We start from the raw sequence: 15,638 nt of genomic DNA, 5'->3' as shown, positions 1-15,638 counted from the left end.
ATCTTTACGGAGGGCATCGAGATGGCATTTCCGAACCGGCCGATCGCTTTCGTTCTGGCTGCTTCGAATCACGGCACGATGATCGTGAACCGCCACGATCACAACACGGCCGCGGAGGGCTACACCTACGGCGTCGGGCATCAGATCCTGCAGAACGGCTGCTTCGACGCGAGCGAGATCGGCTTCGTGCTGGCCATGCTCACGCGCCGCCGCGAGCTGCACGGCGACGGCATCGTGGCGATCGACGGCGGCGCCAACATCGGCGTGCATACGATCGAATGGGCGCGGCACATGCACGGCTGGGGCCGGGTGCTGAGCTTCGAGGCGCAGGAGATCGTGTTCTACGCGCTGGCCGGCAACATCGCGCTGAACAACTGCCTGAACGCGCGCGCCAAGCTGGCCGCGCTCGGCGAGCGCTGCGGCGAGCTGGTGGTCCCGCAGCCCGACTATCTCTCGCACGCCAGCTTCGGCAGCCTCGAGCTGCGCCGCCGCGACGGCAACGAATTCATCGGCCAGGTGATTTCGTACGACACGGCCGCCGGCACCACGGTGCCGATGGTCAGCATCGATTCGCTGGGCCTCGCGCGCGTGGACCTGATCAAGCTCGACATCGAGGGCATGGAGCTGGAGGCGCTCACCGGCGCGCGCGACACGCTGCGCCGCTGCCGGCCGATGCTGACCATCGAGGTGCTGAAGACCGACCCGGTGCTGGTCGAGCGCTTCCTCGACGAGTTCGGCTACCGCTGCGTGCCGGCCGGGTTGAACATGATCGCCGTGCATCGCGACGATCCCGTCTCGCCGCACCTGCAGCAGGGCGACGGGGTGGTCTACATCAGCTGAACGGCAGCCGCCCGGGAGCGCGGCGTGCCGTTCCTGCCGGCGCCACAGCCGCGCCCGGCCGGCGCGGCGTGCATTGTCGGCATCCGGAAAACATCAAGTAAGACAAATGTCGGAAACGCGCGCGTTTCGGCATCCTGCCGATGCCGCGTTGGTTCGTCATGCCAAACGCGCGCGGCCGGGCCGCGGTTGGCCCGACCGGACCCGTGGAAACCCGCTAGGGGCTTGCCTTTACGTAGTCGCCGCGAGGGGCGCCGGCACGCTTTTCCAGTATCATGCGCGGATTCCGGCGTGGCGCGCGCTCGCCGGCCGGGGGCGGTTCGCCCGCCGTTCGTCAGAACCCGGTCGGCTTGCGAAAAACAATTTGTAATGTCGCTCCGGTAGACTCGCGCATCCCTGACGCCGGCACGGGCCGGACGTCATGCTTGCGAAGACCGCGTCCGGGGACGCGGCCGCATACGACGATGACAACGGCTGCAGCGTCAATTCTCGCGACAGGTTTCAGCCTGACTTTTCAGATTCATGTCCTTCAGTGATTTACCGCGGCGCGCGACGGCCACGATCGCGCGCGTTCGCCAGTCCGTCCCGCTCGATCGGCTCGTCTCGCCGCTGCTCGCGCTCGGCATCGGCATCGCGCTGCTGTTCGTGTTCCAGCACCTGTCGGAGACCGTCGACTACAAGTCGGTGATCCGCAACCTGCGCCATCTGGCGCCCGGCGAATGGGCCGGCGCGCTCGGCGCCACCGCGCTCAGCTACGTCGGGCTGGTGGCGCGCGACGCGATCGGCCTGCGCTACGTGGGCGCGAAGGTGCCGCGCGTGTCGCTGTGGATCGGCACCATCGCCGGCACCGCGCTCGGCAACGCCACCGGCTTCGGCGCGCTGACGGGCGGCGCGGTGCGGGTGCGCGTGTACGGCGCCTCGGGCGTCACGGCCGCGCAGATCGGCCGGATGACGGTGTTCATGGGCGGCACGCTGGTGCTCGGCATCGTCGGCATGACGGCGCTCGGCATGGTGGGCGGCTCCGTGCCGCTGGCCTCGATGCTGCCGGTGGCGAGCGGCTGGCTGCGCGCGGTCGGGGTGGCGCTGCTGGTGCTGCTGGCGGGGCTGATCGCCTGCTGCGGGCCGGCGCCGCGCCAGATCCGCTCGCGCTGGCGCTGGCTGGCGTTCGACATCCCGTCGCGGCGCGACCTGGCCGGCCAGCTGGTGTTCGCGGTGGTCGACGTCGCCTCGGCCGGCCTCGCGCTGTGGTCGCTGCTGCCGCACGGCCACGTCGATCTGGTCACCTTCCTCACCGTCTACGCCGCCGCGCTGCTGCTCGGCATGATCGGCCACACGCCGGGCGGGATCGGCGTGTTCGAGGCGGCCATGACGTTCGCGCTCGGCGGCGCGGTGCCGCCCACCTCGATGCTGGCCGCGCTGATCGCCTATCGCGCGATCTATTTCGGCGTGCCGCTGGTGCTGTCGGCCGGGCTGCTGGCCGTGTTCGAGGGGCGCGCGGTCAGCCAGCGGTTCGTCTCGTCGCAGGCGGCCCAGGTCTCGCAGCTCGCGCCGCTGTTCCTGAGCCTCGTCACGTTCGCGGTGGGCAGCATGCTGGTGGTGTCGGGCGCGACGCCGGCGTTCTGGCAGCGCATCGCGGTGCTGCGCAACGTGATTCCGCTGTGGGTGCTGGAAGGCTCGCAGGTGCTCTGCAGCGTGCTCGGCGTGTCGCTGCTGTTCGTCGCGCGCGGGCTGCTGCGCCGGCTCGACGCCGCCTGGTGGATGGCGCTCGCGCTCACGCTCGCCAGCCTCGCGCTGTCGTTCTCGAAGGGGCTCGCGTTCGTCGAGGCCGGCGTGCTGGTGGCGCAGCTGGTGCTGCTGCTGGTGTCGCGGCGCCGTTTCAACCGCCATTCCTCGCTGTTCGCCGAGCCGTTCACGGTCGGCTGGTTCATGTCGGTCGCGCTGGTGCTGATGCTGGCGGTGTGGGTGCTGCTGTTCGCGTTCCGCGACATCCCCTACACGCACGGGATCTGGTCGCAGTTCGCGTTCGACGAGCGCGCCTCGCGTGCGCTGCGCGCCACGCTCGCGGCCGGCGTGTTCGCGGCGATGGTCTCGCTCTGGCAGCTGCTGCGCCCGGCGGCCGGCCGCTTCGTGGTGCCCGAGCCGCAGGACCTGGCCGACGCGGCGCGCATCATCCGCGCGCAGGACCGCAGCGACGTGGGCCTCGCGCTGATGGGCGACAAGAGCTTCCTGTTCTCGGAGTCGCGCGAGGCGTTCCTGATGTACGCCAAGCACGGCCGCACCTGGGCCGCGCTCTACGATCCGGTCGGCCCGCGCGGCGAGTGGGCCGGGCTCGTCAACCAGTTCATCGCGCGCGCCCATTCGCACGGCGGGCGCGCCGCGTTCTACCAGGTGCGCGCCGAGGCGCTGCCGCTCTATCTCGACGCCGGCCTCACGCTCGTCAAGCTCGGCGAGGAGGCGCACATCGCGCTCGACCGCTTCGACCTGAAGGGCTCGAACCGCTCGCACCTGCGCTACGCGCTGCGGCGCGGCGACCGCGACGCGATGTCGGTGGAGGTGATCCCGCCGCACGGCGTGCCCGACATGCTGCCGGTGCTGCGCGAGATCTCCGACGACTGGCTCGACAGCCGCGACGCGCGCGAGAAGAGCTTCTCGATCGCCGCGTTCCACGACGGCTACCTCGCCACCCAGTCGGTGATGCTGGTGCGCCAGAACGACGAGCCGGTGGCGTTCGTCACGTTCATGACCACCGACCTGAACACCGACGCCACGGTGGGCGTGATGCGCCACGTGCCCGAGGCCTCGCCGTATGCGATGGAATATTTGTTCACGCAGCTCGCGCTGTACCTGAAGGAGGCCGGCTTCCGGCGCCTGAGCCTCGGCATGGCGCCGTTCTCGGGGATGGGCACCGCGCCGATGTCGTCGCTCTGGCACCGGCTCGGCCGCGTGGTCTGGCGCTTCGGCGGGCGTTTCTACAATTTCCGCGGCTTGCGCGCGTTCAAGAGCAAGTTCGAGCCGCAATGGGAGCCGCGTTATCTCGCGGCGTCCGGATCGGTCGGCGTTTTCGTTACACTCGCCGATCTTTCCTTGCTGGCGGGAGGTCGGCGTTCATGATGGGACAGGGTTGGAAGCGGCTGGCGGCGATGGCCGCGGCCGGAATCGCATTCGCGCAGGCGCCGGGCGCGTTCGCGGCACAAACAGCACAAGCGGCACCGGCGCATGCGGGACATGCGGGACATGCGGAAACAGGCAGGGCGGCCAGCGGCGCGGCCGCGCCTGCCGTGACGGCCAGCGCGGCTTCGGGCGCGACGCTGGCCGGCCGCAGTTCGGGCCGGCTGCCGGGCGGGCGCTACGGCGACGTGACCGTGGTGCGGCCGGACGGTGAGGTCCACGGCTTCGTGGTGCTGTATTCGGCGGCGGGCGGCTGGAGCGCGGCCGACCAGGCGACCGCCGAGGCGCTCGCGAAGGCGGGCGCGCTGACGGTGGGCGTCGACACGGCGCGCTACGCCGCGAACCTGGCGAAGACCAAGGAAAGCTGCCATCAGCTGGTGGGCGACGCCGAGGCGGTCAGCCACCAGCTTGAACGGCAGCTGAAGACCTCGCGCTATTTCGCGCCGATCGTGGCCGGCATCGGCCAGGGCGGCACGCTCGCGCGGCAGGTGCTCGCGCAGGCGCCCGAGAACACCATTTCGGGCGCGGTGACGGTGGCGCCGGCCGCCACGCTCGATCCGCGCTTCAAGATGTGCCCGCCGGACCCGACCGTGAGCCGCCGCAAGACGCCGGGCTTCGTCGACACGGCCGCCAGCGGCGACGTCGCGCGGCTCGTCACGCTGCTCGCGCCGCATCTGCGCGACGGCAGCGCCGACGAACTCGACGTGTCGGACCTGCCGCTCGTCGAGCTGCCGGCCGCGAAGGGCGGTGCCGGCAACGGTCTGCTCGCGATCGTGATCTCCGGCGACGGCGGCTGGCGCGATCTCGACAAGACCATCGCGGAAGCGCTGCAGAAGGACGGCGTGGCGGTGATCGGCTGGGACAGCCTGCGCTACTTCTGGAGCGAGAAGACGCCGGCGCAGACCAGCCACGATCTGGCGCGCGTGATGCAAACCTACATGGCGCGCTGGCATGCCTCGCATGTCGCGCTGATCGGCTATTCGTTCGGCGCCGACGTGATGCCGTTCGCCTACAACCGGCTGCCGCCGCCGCTGAAGGACAAGGTCGCCGTGATTTCGCTGCTCGGCTTCGCGCCGGCCGCCGATTTCCAGATCCGCGTGACGGGCTGGCTCGGCATGCCGGCGAGCGACAAGGCGCTGCAGGTGCGGCCCGAGTTCGACAAACTGCCGCTCGCGCAGGTGCAGTGCTTCTACGGCGCCACCGAGGAAGACACGCTGTGCCCGGCGCTGGCGAAAAGCGGCGCCGAGGTCATCAAGACGGGCGGCGACCACCATTTCGGCGGCGATTACGTGGCGCTGGAGCGGCGCATTCTGGACGCGCTGCGCAGGAACGCGGCGGGGCACTGAGGCGGGATGAGGCGGAGCGGGCGGCACGCCGGATGGCGTGGCCGCCCGTTTGTTTTTGCGAGACCGGCACTCGCGGGACGGCATCAGGGAATCAGAGTTCCACGCTGAACGGCCCGATGTGGAATTTCTTGAACGGCCAGATTTTCCCGCGGCCTTCGAGGACCAGTTCGACGTCGTCCGAAAAATCGATTCACGCCGCGGCCAGCGCCGGCAGCCCCGCCGCATATTTCCCCGGCGTCACGCCAAGCGCGCGCCGGAACATCTCGATGAACGCGCTGACGTTGTCGTAGCCGAGTTCGAGCGCGATGGTGGTGACGGGCGTGCCGTCGGCGAGCCGCTCCAGCGCGCGCAGCACGCGCGCCTGCTGGCGCCACTGCGCGAAGCTCAGGCCGGTCTCCGCGACGAAGCGCCGGCTCAGCGTGCGCGGCGCGATGCCGGCCCAGCGCGCCCAGGCCTCGGCGCCGCGGTTGTCGGACAGGTCGGCGGCCAGCGCGTCGGCGATGCGCGCCACCCGTGCTTCCACCGGGCGCGGCAGGCCCAGCGCCTGGGCCGGCGAGGCCGCGATCTCCGCGAGGATCAGTTCGGCGATGCGCGTCTCGTCGTGCCCGAGCGGGCCGCCCGACCAGGTGGCCGCGCGCCGCGCCGCCTCGCGCAGCAGCGGGTTGGCGCGGATCGCGCGCGGCGCGGCCGGCAGCGCCGCGCAGGCCGCCTCCTCGACGAACACGCTCCAGCCCGAGAACGGCCCATACGAACGCAGCGAATGCAGATGGTGCGGCGGCACCCAGATCGCATGCGTGGCCGGCACCACCCACTGCTGCGTCTCGAGCCCGACCGACAACAGCCCGCTCAAGGCGCCCACCAGCTGGCCGCGCGGATGCCGGTGCGTGTCGGTGGCGCGCGCGGCTGCCTGCGTCAATTCCGCAGCCGCAACTAACGGTCCGCCCGATTCGAGCACGAGGGGGGGCGGGAGCAGTGGATCATGCATGGCCGAAACTCCGTATCGATTGGCTTTCATGCCGGAGGCGGGCCGATTGTATCTCGATAAAGTGACGACATCGACCAACCCGGAGGATCATCATGCAAGCCGAACAACTGCTGCCCGACGGCATCAACGAAGTGGAACTGAACGGCGTGACGGTGCGCAAGGGCACGGTGGGCGCGTTTCTCGCCAACGTCCGCGTGCTGGGCACGCCCGATGCGCCGCAGGCGGCGCGCGAGGCGGCGCGGGCCGACATCGCGGCCGCGCTGCCGGCGCTGCGCGTGCTCGGGCTGTTCGAGGTGTTCGAGATTCGCGATCCGGCGCTGCGTGCCTGGGTCGAGGCACACTGAGTCCGGCGGACCGGCCCGATGCGCGTGGCGAGTGTCGAGTGGCGCGCGGCGTGTGGACCCGGGGCCGGCGCCCAACGAATGGAGGAATCCGCAATGAACCCCAGCATGAAAGCCGCGATCGTGAGCGCGGCCGGGCAGCCGCCCGTCTATGGCGAGTTCGACGCGCCGCGCGCGGCCGAGGGCTGCCGCACGATCCAGGTGCGCGCCTCGGCGCTGAGCCACGTCGCGCGCTCGCGCGCGGCGGGCGTGCATTACACCTCGGAGAACGCGACGCACGGCCTGCCGTTCGTGGCCGGCATCGACGGCACGGGAGTGCTCGACGACGGCCGGCGCGTCTATTTCTTCGGCCCGCTGGCGCCGCACGGCGCGCTGGCCGAATACACCGTGGCCGCCGACGCGCACTGCCTCGCGCTGCCCGAGGGGCTCGACGACGTGACGGCGGCGGCGCTCGCGATTCCGGCGATGTCGTCGTGGGCCGCGCTGACCGAGCGCGCGCGCTTCGAAGCGGGCGAGACGGTGCTCGTGAACGGCGCGACCGGCTCGTCGGGGCGGCTCGCGGTGCAGATCGCGAAATATCTCGGCGCGGGCAAGGTGATCGCAACCGGGCGCGACGCGACGGCGCTGGCCGAACTGGCCGCGCTCGGCGCCGACGTGCTGGTGCCGCTGACCGGCGACGAGGCGCAGGCCGACGCGCTGCGCGGGCAGTTCGCGCAGCGCGTGGACATCGTGCTCGACTACCTGTGGGGGCCGAGCGCCCATGCGCTGCTGGTGGCGGCGGCGCGCGCGCTGCCCGATCTGGCGGTGCTGCGCCACGTGCAGATCGGTGCGATCGGCGGCTCGGAGATCTCGCTGCCGGCCGCCGTGCTGCGCTCGACCGCGATCACGCTGCTCGGCAGCGGGATGGGCAGCGTGCCGATGCCGAAGCTGATCGAGTCGCTGCGCATGGTGCTCGACATCGCGCCGAAGGCCGGGCTCCGGATCGACACGCGCGCGGTGCCGCTCGCGCAGGTCGGCGAGGCCTGGGCGAAAGCCGACAGCCGCACCCGCACGGTGTTCACGATCGGTTGAGGCGGGGTGGGCGCGGTGCGATGCGGCGTGCCGCGTGGGGTTCGCATGCGGGATGTTCGTCGCGTGATCGCTGCTCGTGGAGCGGACGCGTTTCGCCTCCCGAATAGCGCGTCATGTCATTTATCCACCGCGCCGCGCCTGACGTGAACGCGCCGCCGGACATTCTCCACGATGCGTTCCGGATCGGACCGCAACCGGAATCGAGTCGATCAATCATGCGGATGTTTACCGCTAACATGGCAAGACCATCGACTCGAATTCGATTTCCGGATGAATGACCGATTCCAATCGCTGCAGCTGTTCGCGCGCGTCGCGCGCACCGGCAGCTTCTCCGCGGCCGGCCGCGAACTGGGCATGTCGCAGCCGACCGTGTCGCGGATCGTGGCCGCGCTCGAAAAGCAGGTGGGCGCCGCGCTGTTCACGCGCACCACGCGCGCCGTCACGCTGACCGAGGCCGGCACCGACTATCTGGCGCGCATCGAGGCGATCCTCGCCGCGCTCGACGAGGCCGATCACGCGGTGCGCGGCACGGGCGAGCTGCGCGGCGTGCTGCGGCTCGCGCTGTCCACCTCGTTCGCGGTGCGCAGCGTGATGCCGCGCATCGAGCGCTTCACGAGCCGGCATCCGCGGCTGCGCATCGAGTTCATCCTCAACGACGAGATGCAGGACCTGGTCGGCGACGCCGTGGACGTGGCGCTGCGGGTGGGCCACCTCGGCGATTCGACCGCCGTGGCGAGGAAGCTCGGCGTGGTCCATCGCGTGCTGGCCGCCTCGCCCGACTATCTGGCGCGCGCGGGCACGCCGCGCGTGCCGGCCGATCTCGCCCGCTTCTCGATCATCGTCGGGCCGGCCGGGCGCGGCATGGAGGCCTGGGCGTTCCGCAAGGACGGCAAGACCACCACGGTGCGCGTGGACGGACGCTTCATCCTGAACGGCGGCGAGGGCGCCACGGCCGCCGCGGTGGCCGGGCTCGGCATCGTCTCGGCCGGCTCGCTCGGCATGCTGCGCGAGCTGCAGAGCGGCCAGCTGGTGCGCGTGCTGCCGGACTGGGAAATGGGCAGCGCCGAGATCCACGCGATCCTGCCCGCCGGCCGCGCGGCCAAGCCGTCGGCGCGTGCGTTCGCCGACTTCATCGGCGCCGAACTCGGCGAGATGGAGGCGGCCTGCCGCGAACTGCGCTGCTAGGGCGGCGGCGCTCGTTCGGTTCAGTCCAGTCTTGTTCGTATCCATTCGGGAATCGAATGAATGAAAGTCGATTCTCGCGGCTACCGGGCCACCAACGGATCAAACATCATCTCCCTGGTGCTGCGGGTGCAGCCGGTCGCAGTGCCGCGCGCCGCCACGACTTTGAATCGGACGACTGAATCGACAAGGAGCAGGATCATGCTGGACCTCTATACCGACGCCACGCCGAACGGCCTGAAGATCTCGATCGCGCTCGAGGAGCTGGGACTCGACTATCGCGTCCATCGCGTCTTCCTCGGCGGCGAGCAGAAGACGCCCGACTTCACGCGGCTCAATCCGAACCAGAAGATCCCGGTGCTGGTGGACGATGGGCTCGTCGTGACCGAATCGGGCGCGATCCTGATCCACCTGGCCGAGAAGGCCGGCAAGCTGCTGCCCGCCGAACCGGCCGCGCGCGCCGCCGTGATCGAGATGCTGATGTTCCAGATGGCCTCGGTCGGGCCGATGCTGGGCCAGTTGCTGGTGTTTCGCGGCCCGTGGCAGAACCGGGCGCCCGAGGTGTCGAACCGTTATTTCCAGGAAGTCAGCCGGCTGTACGGCGTATTGAACACGCGGCTCGCGGGGCGCGAGTATCTGGCCGGCGACGCGTTCTCGATCGCCGACATCGCGCTGCTGCCGTGGATCCGCACCGGCTCGCTGGCGCCGTTCACGGCCGACCTGCCGCTCGACGCGAATCCGCACCTGAAGGCCTGGTTCGAGCGCGTGATGGCGCGCCCGGCGGTGCAGAAGGGGCTGACGATTCCCGAGCCGTTTGCGCCCGAGAAGCAGTTCGAGGGCTTCATCAAGGCGACGGTCGGCCTCGGCGACCTGCACGCGGCCTGAGCGGCGAGGTCCGCGCACCGGCGCGCGAGAGCGCACGCTATCGCCGCGATAGCGACAATTTCTCGAAGCAATCCGTACCGGCCGGAATAAGCCGGCATCGTTCGTGTTCACCTTGATGCAAGCCCCTCAACATTCGAATCGCTCGAATACTCGTCAAGGAGTCGAACATGAAGACCCAGATCGCCCGTCTCGTCGCGTTGTCCGCCGTCGTGCTCTCGTCGCTCGCGCATGCGCAGGGCCTCACGCGCGCCGAAGTCCGCCAGCAGTTGATCGAAGCCGAACAGAACGGCTCGCTGAACTACACCGACGCGTCGTACCCCGAGGTCAATCCGGCGTTCCGCCAGGGGCTCGCCGCCAGCCTCGGCGTACCGGCCGCCTCCGCCTACGGCAGTGCCGCGGCGGCGCGCAGCGAGGGCGGCCGCCGTGCGATGCCGCCGGTGGCGGGCATGCCGCCGGCCTGTACCGGCCCGGTCAGCTTCTGCAACGTCTACGCCGGCTCCTGATGCATCTCCGCGCCACGTCCAAAAATATTTTTCCGGCGAGGGAATAACGGACGGCATGCGGTGTTTGCCGTGTCGTCACCCTCTCCGTTTCGCCATGAACTCCGCACCCGAACCGATCCCGACCGAGCAGGACATGCAGGCCTACGCCGATGGCCGGCTTGCCGCCGAGCGGCAGGCGAGCGTGTTCGCGTACCTGGCGCGACGTCCCGCCGAGGCGCGCCGCGTCGCGTTCTACGCACGCGTCAACGCGCAGTTGCGCGCCGGTTTTCCCGATGACGGCCACGGCGTCGGCCCGGCTTTGGCCGCCATCCCGTCCCAACCCGACCGTCGCGGCACCGCGAAACCCGTCCGCCGATATCCGGCGCTGCGCATCGTGCTGGCCGCCGTCGCGGCCGCGATCGTGGCGGCCAGCCTGCCGACGCTCGCGCGCGTGCCGGACCATCGGCTCGACGCGGCCGCCTACGACACGCTGGTCGCGCTGTCCGCCCACGCTCCGGCCTTGCCGGGCGCGGGCGCGGGCGCGGGCGAGGGCGAGGGCACGGGCGCGGATGCACGCACATCGTCGCCGCTCGCGCCGCTCGCGCCGCTCGCCTCGCCGCGCTTCGCCCCGGCGCCGCCGGCACCGCTCGACACGGCCCCGGACCTCAGCGCGGCCGGCTTCCATATCGCCGACGCCCGCCGGCTCGAAATCTGGCCGTTCGCCGGCGCTAACGCGTTCGTCTACCGCAACGCGGCGGGCGAGCCGGTGGTGCTGGTCGCGCCCGGGCCGCCCGACGGCGGCGGGCGCTGGCAGGCGCGCCGTGTCGGCGCCGCCCGGCTGCTGGCGTGGACATCGCGCGCCGGACAACATATCGTGATCGCCGGCGGCGCGCGCACGCGCGGGCTGATGCGGGCCGCCGATCTGCTGGCCGGAGACTGAACGTGCCGCCGAACCTCCTGAGTGTCCGTCATCGGGCCAACCTGCTGCCATGACCATACGAGACGAACTGATCGACCATGTCCCGCGCCTGCGCCGCTACGCGCGGGCGCTGATCCACAACCGCGAGCTCGCCGACGATCTGGTGCAGGACACGCTTGAACGCGCGCTGCGCCATACCGAGCAGTTCCAGGCCGGTACCGACCTGCGCGCCTGGCTGTTCACGATCATGCACAACGTGTTCGCGAACCAGGCGCGGCGCCCCGGCGCGCGCGCCGAGCACGTCTCGGTGGACGACGATTCGCTGCCCGAGGCCGCGCTTGCCGTGGCGGGCGCGCCCACGCGCTCGCTCGAAGTGCGCGATCTCGACTACGCGCTGCAGCGTCTGCCGCTCGACCAGCGCCAGGTGGTGCTGCTGGTCGGCCTCGAGGAGCTCAGTTATGCCGAGGTGGCGCTCGCGCTCGGCATTCCCGTCGGTACCGTGATGTCGCGGCTTTCGCGCGGCCGCGAGCGTCTGCGCACGCTGATGTCCGGAACCCAACCCAGCGCCAATCTGAAGGTGGTGCGATGAACGACCCAACCACGCCGATCACCGAATCGGAACTGCACGCCTATGTGGACGGCACGCTCGACGACGCGCGCCGCGCGCGGATCGACCGCCTGCTCGAAACCGACGAGGCGCTCGCCGCGCGCATCGGCGACTTTTTCTCGATCAACGCGATGCTGCACGAGCGCTATGACCGCGTGCTCGACGAGCCGCTGCCGGCCCGGCTGCTGCCGCCCGAGGATTTCGCGCCGGCCGGCGAGGGCGCCGCTTCGGCCGGTGCCACCGCTTCGTCCTCTTCTTCCGCTTCTTCCGCTTCTTCCGCCGCGCAGGCGCTGCCGCCGGGCGTGACCACGGTGGCCGGCGCGGCGCGCCCGGCCGCGAACTGGAAGCGCTTCGCGGGGCTGGCCGCGGCGCTCGTGATCGGCATCGGGATCGGCGCGGGCGGCATGCTGAGCCCGGTCGGGCGCGGCGTGATGAACGGCGACGACGGCGGCCCGTCGATCCTGCGCGCGTCGTATGGCGGCGAGGCGCTGGCGCGGCAGTCGGCGATCGCCTACGTCACCTACGCGCCGATGGTCACGCGCCCGGTCGAGGTCGGCGCCGATCGCGAACAGGAACTCGTGCAATGGCTGTCGAGCCGGCTCGGCACCGACGTGCGGCCGCCGGTGCTCACGCGCGCGGGCTACGAGCTGATGGGCGGGCGCCTGCTGCCCGGCGACGACGGCCCGATCGCGCAGTTCATGTATCACAACGCGCTCGGCGAGCGGATCACGCTGAACATCTCGCACCGCAAGCTCAGCTCGGACGTGACGGCGTTCAAGCTCTACCAGAGCGGCCCGGTGAACGTGTTCTACTGGGTCGACGGCCGCTTCGGCTACGCGGTGTCGGGCGGCATGGACCGCCACGCACTGCTGGACCTGTCGCACGAGGTGTACGAGCAGCTGACCGCGAGCGGCGGGCCGCGCCCGGCCAACTGAGCGGCACCGAGCGGCACCCTGGCCTCGGGAATCGCCGCGCCCCTTGCGGTTTCGGGCGCGGCGTTTTCGCGTGATGCGCCGCGTTATTGCTCGGCGGGGAAGTGGATCGAGGCGATCGGCGAGAACTCGCCCGGGTCGCGGTTCAGCAGCCGGTCGGGCGCGAAATCGGCGAGCAGCGCGTCGCGCCGCTCATGCACGAGTTCCTCGGCGACGAGGCGCCCGAGCAGCGGGCCGAGCGTCATGCCGCTATGGGTGGCGGCCACGTAGGCGCGCCGGCGCGGCGTGAGGAAGCCGATGGCGGGCAGCCCGTCGGCGGGGCGCGAGCGCTGGCCCACCACCAGCCGCTCGATGCGCGCGTGCGCGGTGTTGTCGAACCAGCCATGCAGCCGGCGCAGCATCTCGCGTCCGATCTCGCTGTCGGGCGCGGGCGGGTTCGCCGGGTCGGCCTGGTCGTCGAGGTCGACGGCCTGCAGCAGCAGGCGGCCGCCGCCGTCGGGGCGCACGTTCAGGTCCGGGCCGATCAGGTTGCTGCGCAGCTGCACCAGCTGCGGATCGGTCGAGGCGAGGAAGCCGCAGGCGACGCGGTCGCGGCGCTCGGCGTCGACCATGGCGAGGCCGATGCCGAGCGAGGCCACGAGGCGCGCGGTCCAGCGGCCGGTGGCCAGCACGCAGAAGTCGCCGTTCCAGGCCTCGCCGGCGGCGAGCCGCAGCGACACGCCGTCGGCGCGTTCGTTCACTTCCAGCACCTCGGCCTGCTGATGCAGGACCGCCCCCGACGCGCGCGCGTCCGACCACAGATACGCCATCAGGATCGCCGGATCGAGCAGTCCTTCGCTCGGGAAATGCCAGATCGGGCCGGCGTGGGACGCGATCCGCCATTCGGGAATCCGCGCGCGCACGAACCCGGGCGAGACCTCGGCGGCCGGATAGTCGAGCGCCTGCAGTTTCCGCACGCGCTCGTCCAGCCGCTGCTGCCCGGCCGCGTCGGCGGCCCATTCGAAGGTGCCGCACGCGTCGAACCAGCGTGCCTCGCTGCCGGCGCGCTGCTGCAGCACCGCGTGTTCGGCCATGCCGGCGCAGTTGAGGCGGTGGTAGCTGGCCGGCGCCTTGCCGTTCGAATTGACCCACGCGAAGCTGGTGCTGCTGGTGCCCGCGCCCGGGCGGCTCCGTTCGAGGATCGTCACGGCGGCGCCGAGCTGCGCCAGCGAGCGGGCGATCGCCAGGCCGATGACGCCGCCGCCGATCACCGCGATGCGGGGGGAATGGGTTTGCATGAGGCATCCTGTGCGAGAGGGGAAAACACGCGCGGCATGGCCGGCGCCATGCGCGTTCGATCGCGTCGCGGCGCGCAAGTTCGGGCCGCCGGAGTCGACATTCTTTCGCGGATCGTCGATGCGGGCCAGCGTTTCAATTTTGGCCGGCCGCGCCACTTCCCCCTGAAGGAGCCGCCATCGGCGTCAGCGGGCGCGCGGTCAGGCTCCCGCGCGCGCCGCTCGCCCCGCGCCACTCGTTGCTGGTCAGGCCTCGCCGAGCGCCTGCCGCCCCGCCTCCAGGTAGGCATTCATCTCGGCCGCCGGGACCATGCCGCCGCCCGTCGCCCAGATCACGTGGGTCGCCTCGCGCATCGCCGCCGCGTCGAGCGCCATGCGCTCGCGATAGCCCTGCCGCTCGTGGACGACGCGCGCGAAGCCGGGCGCGCCGGCCAGCGCGGACGGCTCCAGCCGGATGTCCTCGGTGTTGGCCATCAGCGCGAGCAGCGCATGCAGCTCGCGGTCGTCCACCGTGTAATAGCCGTCGATCATGCGCTGCATCGAGCGCCCGACGAAGCCCGAGGGCCGGCCGACCGCGAGGCCGTCGGCGGCCGTCAGGTTGTCGATGCCGAAGTCCTGCACCGCGAGCTGTTCGTGCAGCCCGGTGTGGACGCCCATCAGCATGCATGGCGAATGGGTCGGCTCCGCGAACACACAATGCACGGCGTCGCCGAACGCGAGCTTCAGGCCGAACGCCACGCCGCCGGGGCCGCCGCCCACGCCGCAGGGCAGGTACACGAACAGCGGGTGCCCGGCGTCCACGCGCAGGCCGGCCGCATCGAACTGGCGCTTCAGGCGCTCGCCGGCCACCGCGTAGCCGAGGAACAGCGTGGTGGAGTTCTCGTCGTCGACGAAGTGGCAGCCCGGATCATCCGCGGCCAGCCGCCGGCCGCTCTCGATCGCCTCGCCGTAGTCGCCCGCGTATTCCACCACCGTCACGCCGTGCGCGCGCAGCCGGTCCTTCTTCCACTGGCGCGCGTCGGCGGACATGTGGACGGTGGTCGTGAAGCCGAGCGTGGCGCTCGCGATGCCGATCGACATGCCGAGGTTGCCGGTCGAGCCCACCGCGATGCGGTGCTCGCGAAACAGCGCGCGGCAGGCGTCGCCGGCCAGCACGCGGTAGTCGTCGTCCTCGGTGAGCAGGCCGTGCCGGATCGCGAGTTGCTCGGCATGGAACAGCACCTCGTAGATACCGCCGCGCGCCTTGATCGAGCCGGAGATCGGCAGATGGCTGTCCTGCTTCAGCAGCAGGCGCGGCGGCGGCTCGACGCCGTAGCGCCGGCTCGCGGCGGCGGCGAATGCGGGGATCGCGGTCAGCGGCGACTCGATGATGCCGCCCGCCTCGCGCACGTCGGGGAACGCCTGCGCGAGCAGCGGCGCGAAGCGTTGCAGGCGCGCGCTCGCGTCGGCCACGTGCGAGGCGTCGAGCGCGATGTCGTGGCGCGCCTCGGCCAGCGGCGCGACCGCCGGGTTGAACCATTCGACCGGCTGCAGCGCCAGCAGCGGCTTCAGCAGCGGGTAGTCGCGAAGCCAGGCGTCGAGCGGCTTGCCGTGGAGGGAGTCGGTCATG

14 protein-coding genes are annotated in these 15,638 nt (G+C 71.2%); 11 read left to right on the top strand and 3 right to left on the bottom strand.

Going from position 1 to position 15,638, the window contains the following annotated elements; all coding sequences use genetic code 11:
* Positions 1 to 21: 21 nt before the first annotated feature.
* From BpN12_RS25160 to BpN12_RS25150, 3 genes are all read left to right on the top strand, one after another.
* Positions 22 to 840 carry an FkbM family methyltransferase gene (locus BpN12_RS25160; RefSeq protein ID WP_042626624.1) on the top strand — a complete coding sequence of 273 codons (819 nt, stop codon included), beginning with the start codon at positions 22 to 24 and terminating at the stop codon, positions 838 to 840.
* A 519-nt stretch (positions 841 to 1,359) separates the two neighbouring features.
* Positions 1,360 to 3,948 (top strand): bifunctional lysylphosphatidylglycerol flippase/synthetase MprF, encoded by a 2,589-nt coding sequence (gene mprF / locus BpN12_RS25155; RefSeq protein ID WP_246794967.1) that lies wholly within the window; start codon positions 1,360 to 1,362, stop codon positions 3,946 to 3,948.
* Positions 3,945 to 5,351 carry an AcvB/VirJ family lysyl-phosphatidylglycerol hydrolase gene (locus BpN12_RS25150; protein ID WP_246794966.1) on the top strand — a complete coding sequence of 469 codons (1,407 nt, stop codon included), beginning with the start codon at positions 3,945 to 3,947 and terminating at the stop codon, positions 5,349 to 5,351. Before mprF ends, BpN12_RS25150 begins: the two co-directional genes overlap by 4 nt.
* Before the next feature lie 190 nt (positions 5,352 to 5,541).
* Here the strand turns inward: BpN12_RS25150 and BpN12_RS25145 are convergent, their stop codons facing one another.
* Positions 5,542 to 6,336, bottom strand: a complete 795-nt coding sequence (locus BpN12_RS25145) for an AraC family transcriptional regulator (RefSeq protein WP_246794965.1) — start codon at positions 6,334 to 6,336, stop codon at positions 5,542 to 5,544.
* A gap of 92 nt (positions 6,337 to 6,428) precedes the next feature.
* Here BpN12_RS25145 and BpN12_RS25140 point away from each other — a divergent pair, with 92 nt between their 5' ends.
* The 8 genes from BpN12_RS25140 to BpN12_RS25105 all read left to right on the top strand — a co-directional run bounded on the left by BpN12_RS25140 (position 6,429) and on the right by BpN12_RS25105 (position 12,758).
* Positions 6,429 to 6,680: a hypothetical protein gene (locus BpN12_RS25140; RefSeq protein WP_246794964.1), complete on the top strand. Its 252-nt coding sequence runs from the start codon at positions 6,429 to 6,431 to the stop codon at positions 6,678 to 6,680.
* Between the two features lie 105 nt (positions 6,681 to 6,785).
* Positions 6,786 to 7,748: a quinone oxidoreductase family protein gene (locus BpN12_RS25135; protein WP_246797993.1), complete on the top strand. Its 963-nt coding sequence runs from the start codon at positions 6,786 to 6,788 to the stop codon at positions 7,746 to 7,748.
* A 270-nt stretch (positions 7,749 to 8,018) separates the two neighbouring features.
* On the top strand, positions 8,019 to 8,933 hold the full coding sequence (locus BpN12_RS25130) for a LysR family transcriptional regulator (RefSeq protein ID WP_246794963.1): 915 nt from the start codon (positions 8,019 to 8,021) through the stop codon (positions 8,931 to 8,933).
* A 198-nt stretch (positions 8,934 to 9,131) separates the two neighbouring features.
* Entirely contained in the window at positions 9,132 to 9,815 is a 684-nt protein-coding gene (locus tag BpN12_RS25125; RefSeq protein WP_246794962.1) for a glutathione S-transferase family protein, read from the top strand.
* A 167-nt stretch (positions 9,816 to 9,982) separates the two neighbouring features.
* The gene (locus BpN12_RS25120; protein WP_246794961.1) at positions 9,983 to 10,318 is read left to right on the top strand and encodes a DUF4148 domain-containing protein; all 336 of its coding nucleotides are present in this window, start codon (positions 9,983 to 9,985) and stop codon (positions 10,316 to 10,318) included.
* A 94-nt stretch (positions 10,319 to 10,412) separates the two neighbouring features.
* Complete coding sequence (locus BpN12_RS25115; protein ID WP_246794960.1) at positions 10,413 to 11,237, top strand: anti-sigma factor family protein; 825 nt, start codon at positions 10,413 to 10,415, stop codon at positions 11,235 to 11,237.
* A 49-nt stretch (positions 11,238 to 11,286) separates the two neighbouring features.
* Positions 11,287 to 11,805: an RNA polymerase sigma factor gene (locus BpN12_RS25110; protein WP_042625080.1), complete on the top strand. Its 519-nt coding sequence runs from the start codon at positions 11,287 to 11,289 to the stop codon at positions 11,803 to 11,805.
* A complete protein-coding gene (locus BpN12_RS25105; protein ID WP_246794959.1) occupies positions 11,802 to 12,758 on the top strand; it encodes an anti-sigma factor family protein in 957 nt (318 codons plus the stop codon). The genes BpN12_RS25110 and BpN12_RS25105 overlap by 4 nt, the downstream gene beginning before the upstream one ends.
* Before the next feature lie 83 nt (positions 12,759 to 12,841).
* On the opposite strand, the gene BpN12_RS25100 is transcribed toward BpN12_RS25105, so the two are convergent.
* Positions 12,842 to 14,032: an NAD(P)/FAD-dependent oxidoreductase gene (locus BpN12_RS25100; RefSeq protein ID WP_246794958.1), complete on the bottom strand. Its 1,191-nt coding sequence runs from the start codon at positions 14,030 to 14,032 to the stop codon at positions 12,842 to 12,844.
* 243 nt (positions 14,033 to 14,275) lie between these two features.
* Positions 14,276 to 15,637, bottom strand: coding sequence for a D-serine ammonia-lyase (gene dsdA, locus BpN12_RS25095; RefSeq protein WP_246794957.1), 1,362 nt, complete (start codon positions 15,635 to 15,637; stop codon positions 14,276 to 14,278).
* Position 15,638: the final 1 nt, after the last annotated feature.

This window comes from Burkholderia perseverans (assembly GCF_022870505.1).
GTDB lineage: Bacteria > Pseudomonadota > Gammaproteobacteria > Burkholderiales > Burkholderiaceae > Burkholderia > Burkholderia plantarii.
Note: the sequence above shows the minus strand (reverse complement) of the source record. Positions and strands in the feature narration are given on the sequence as shown.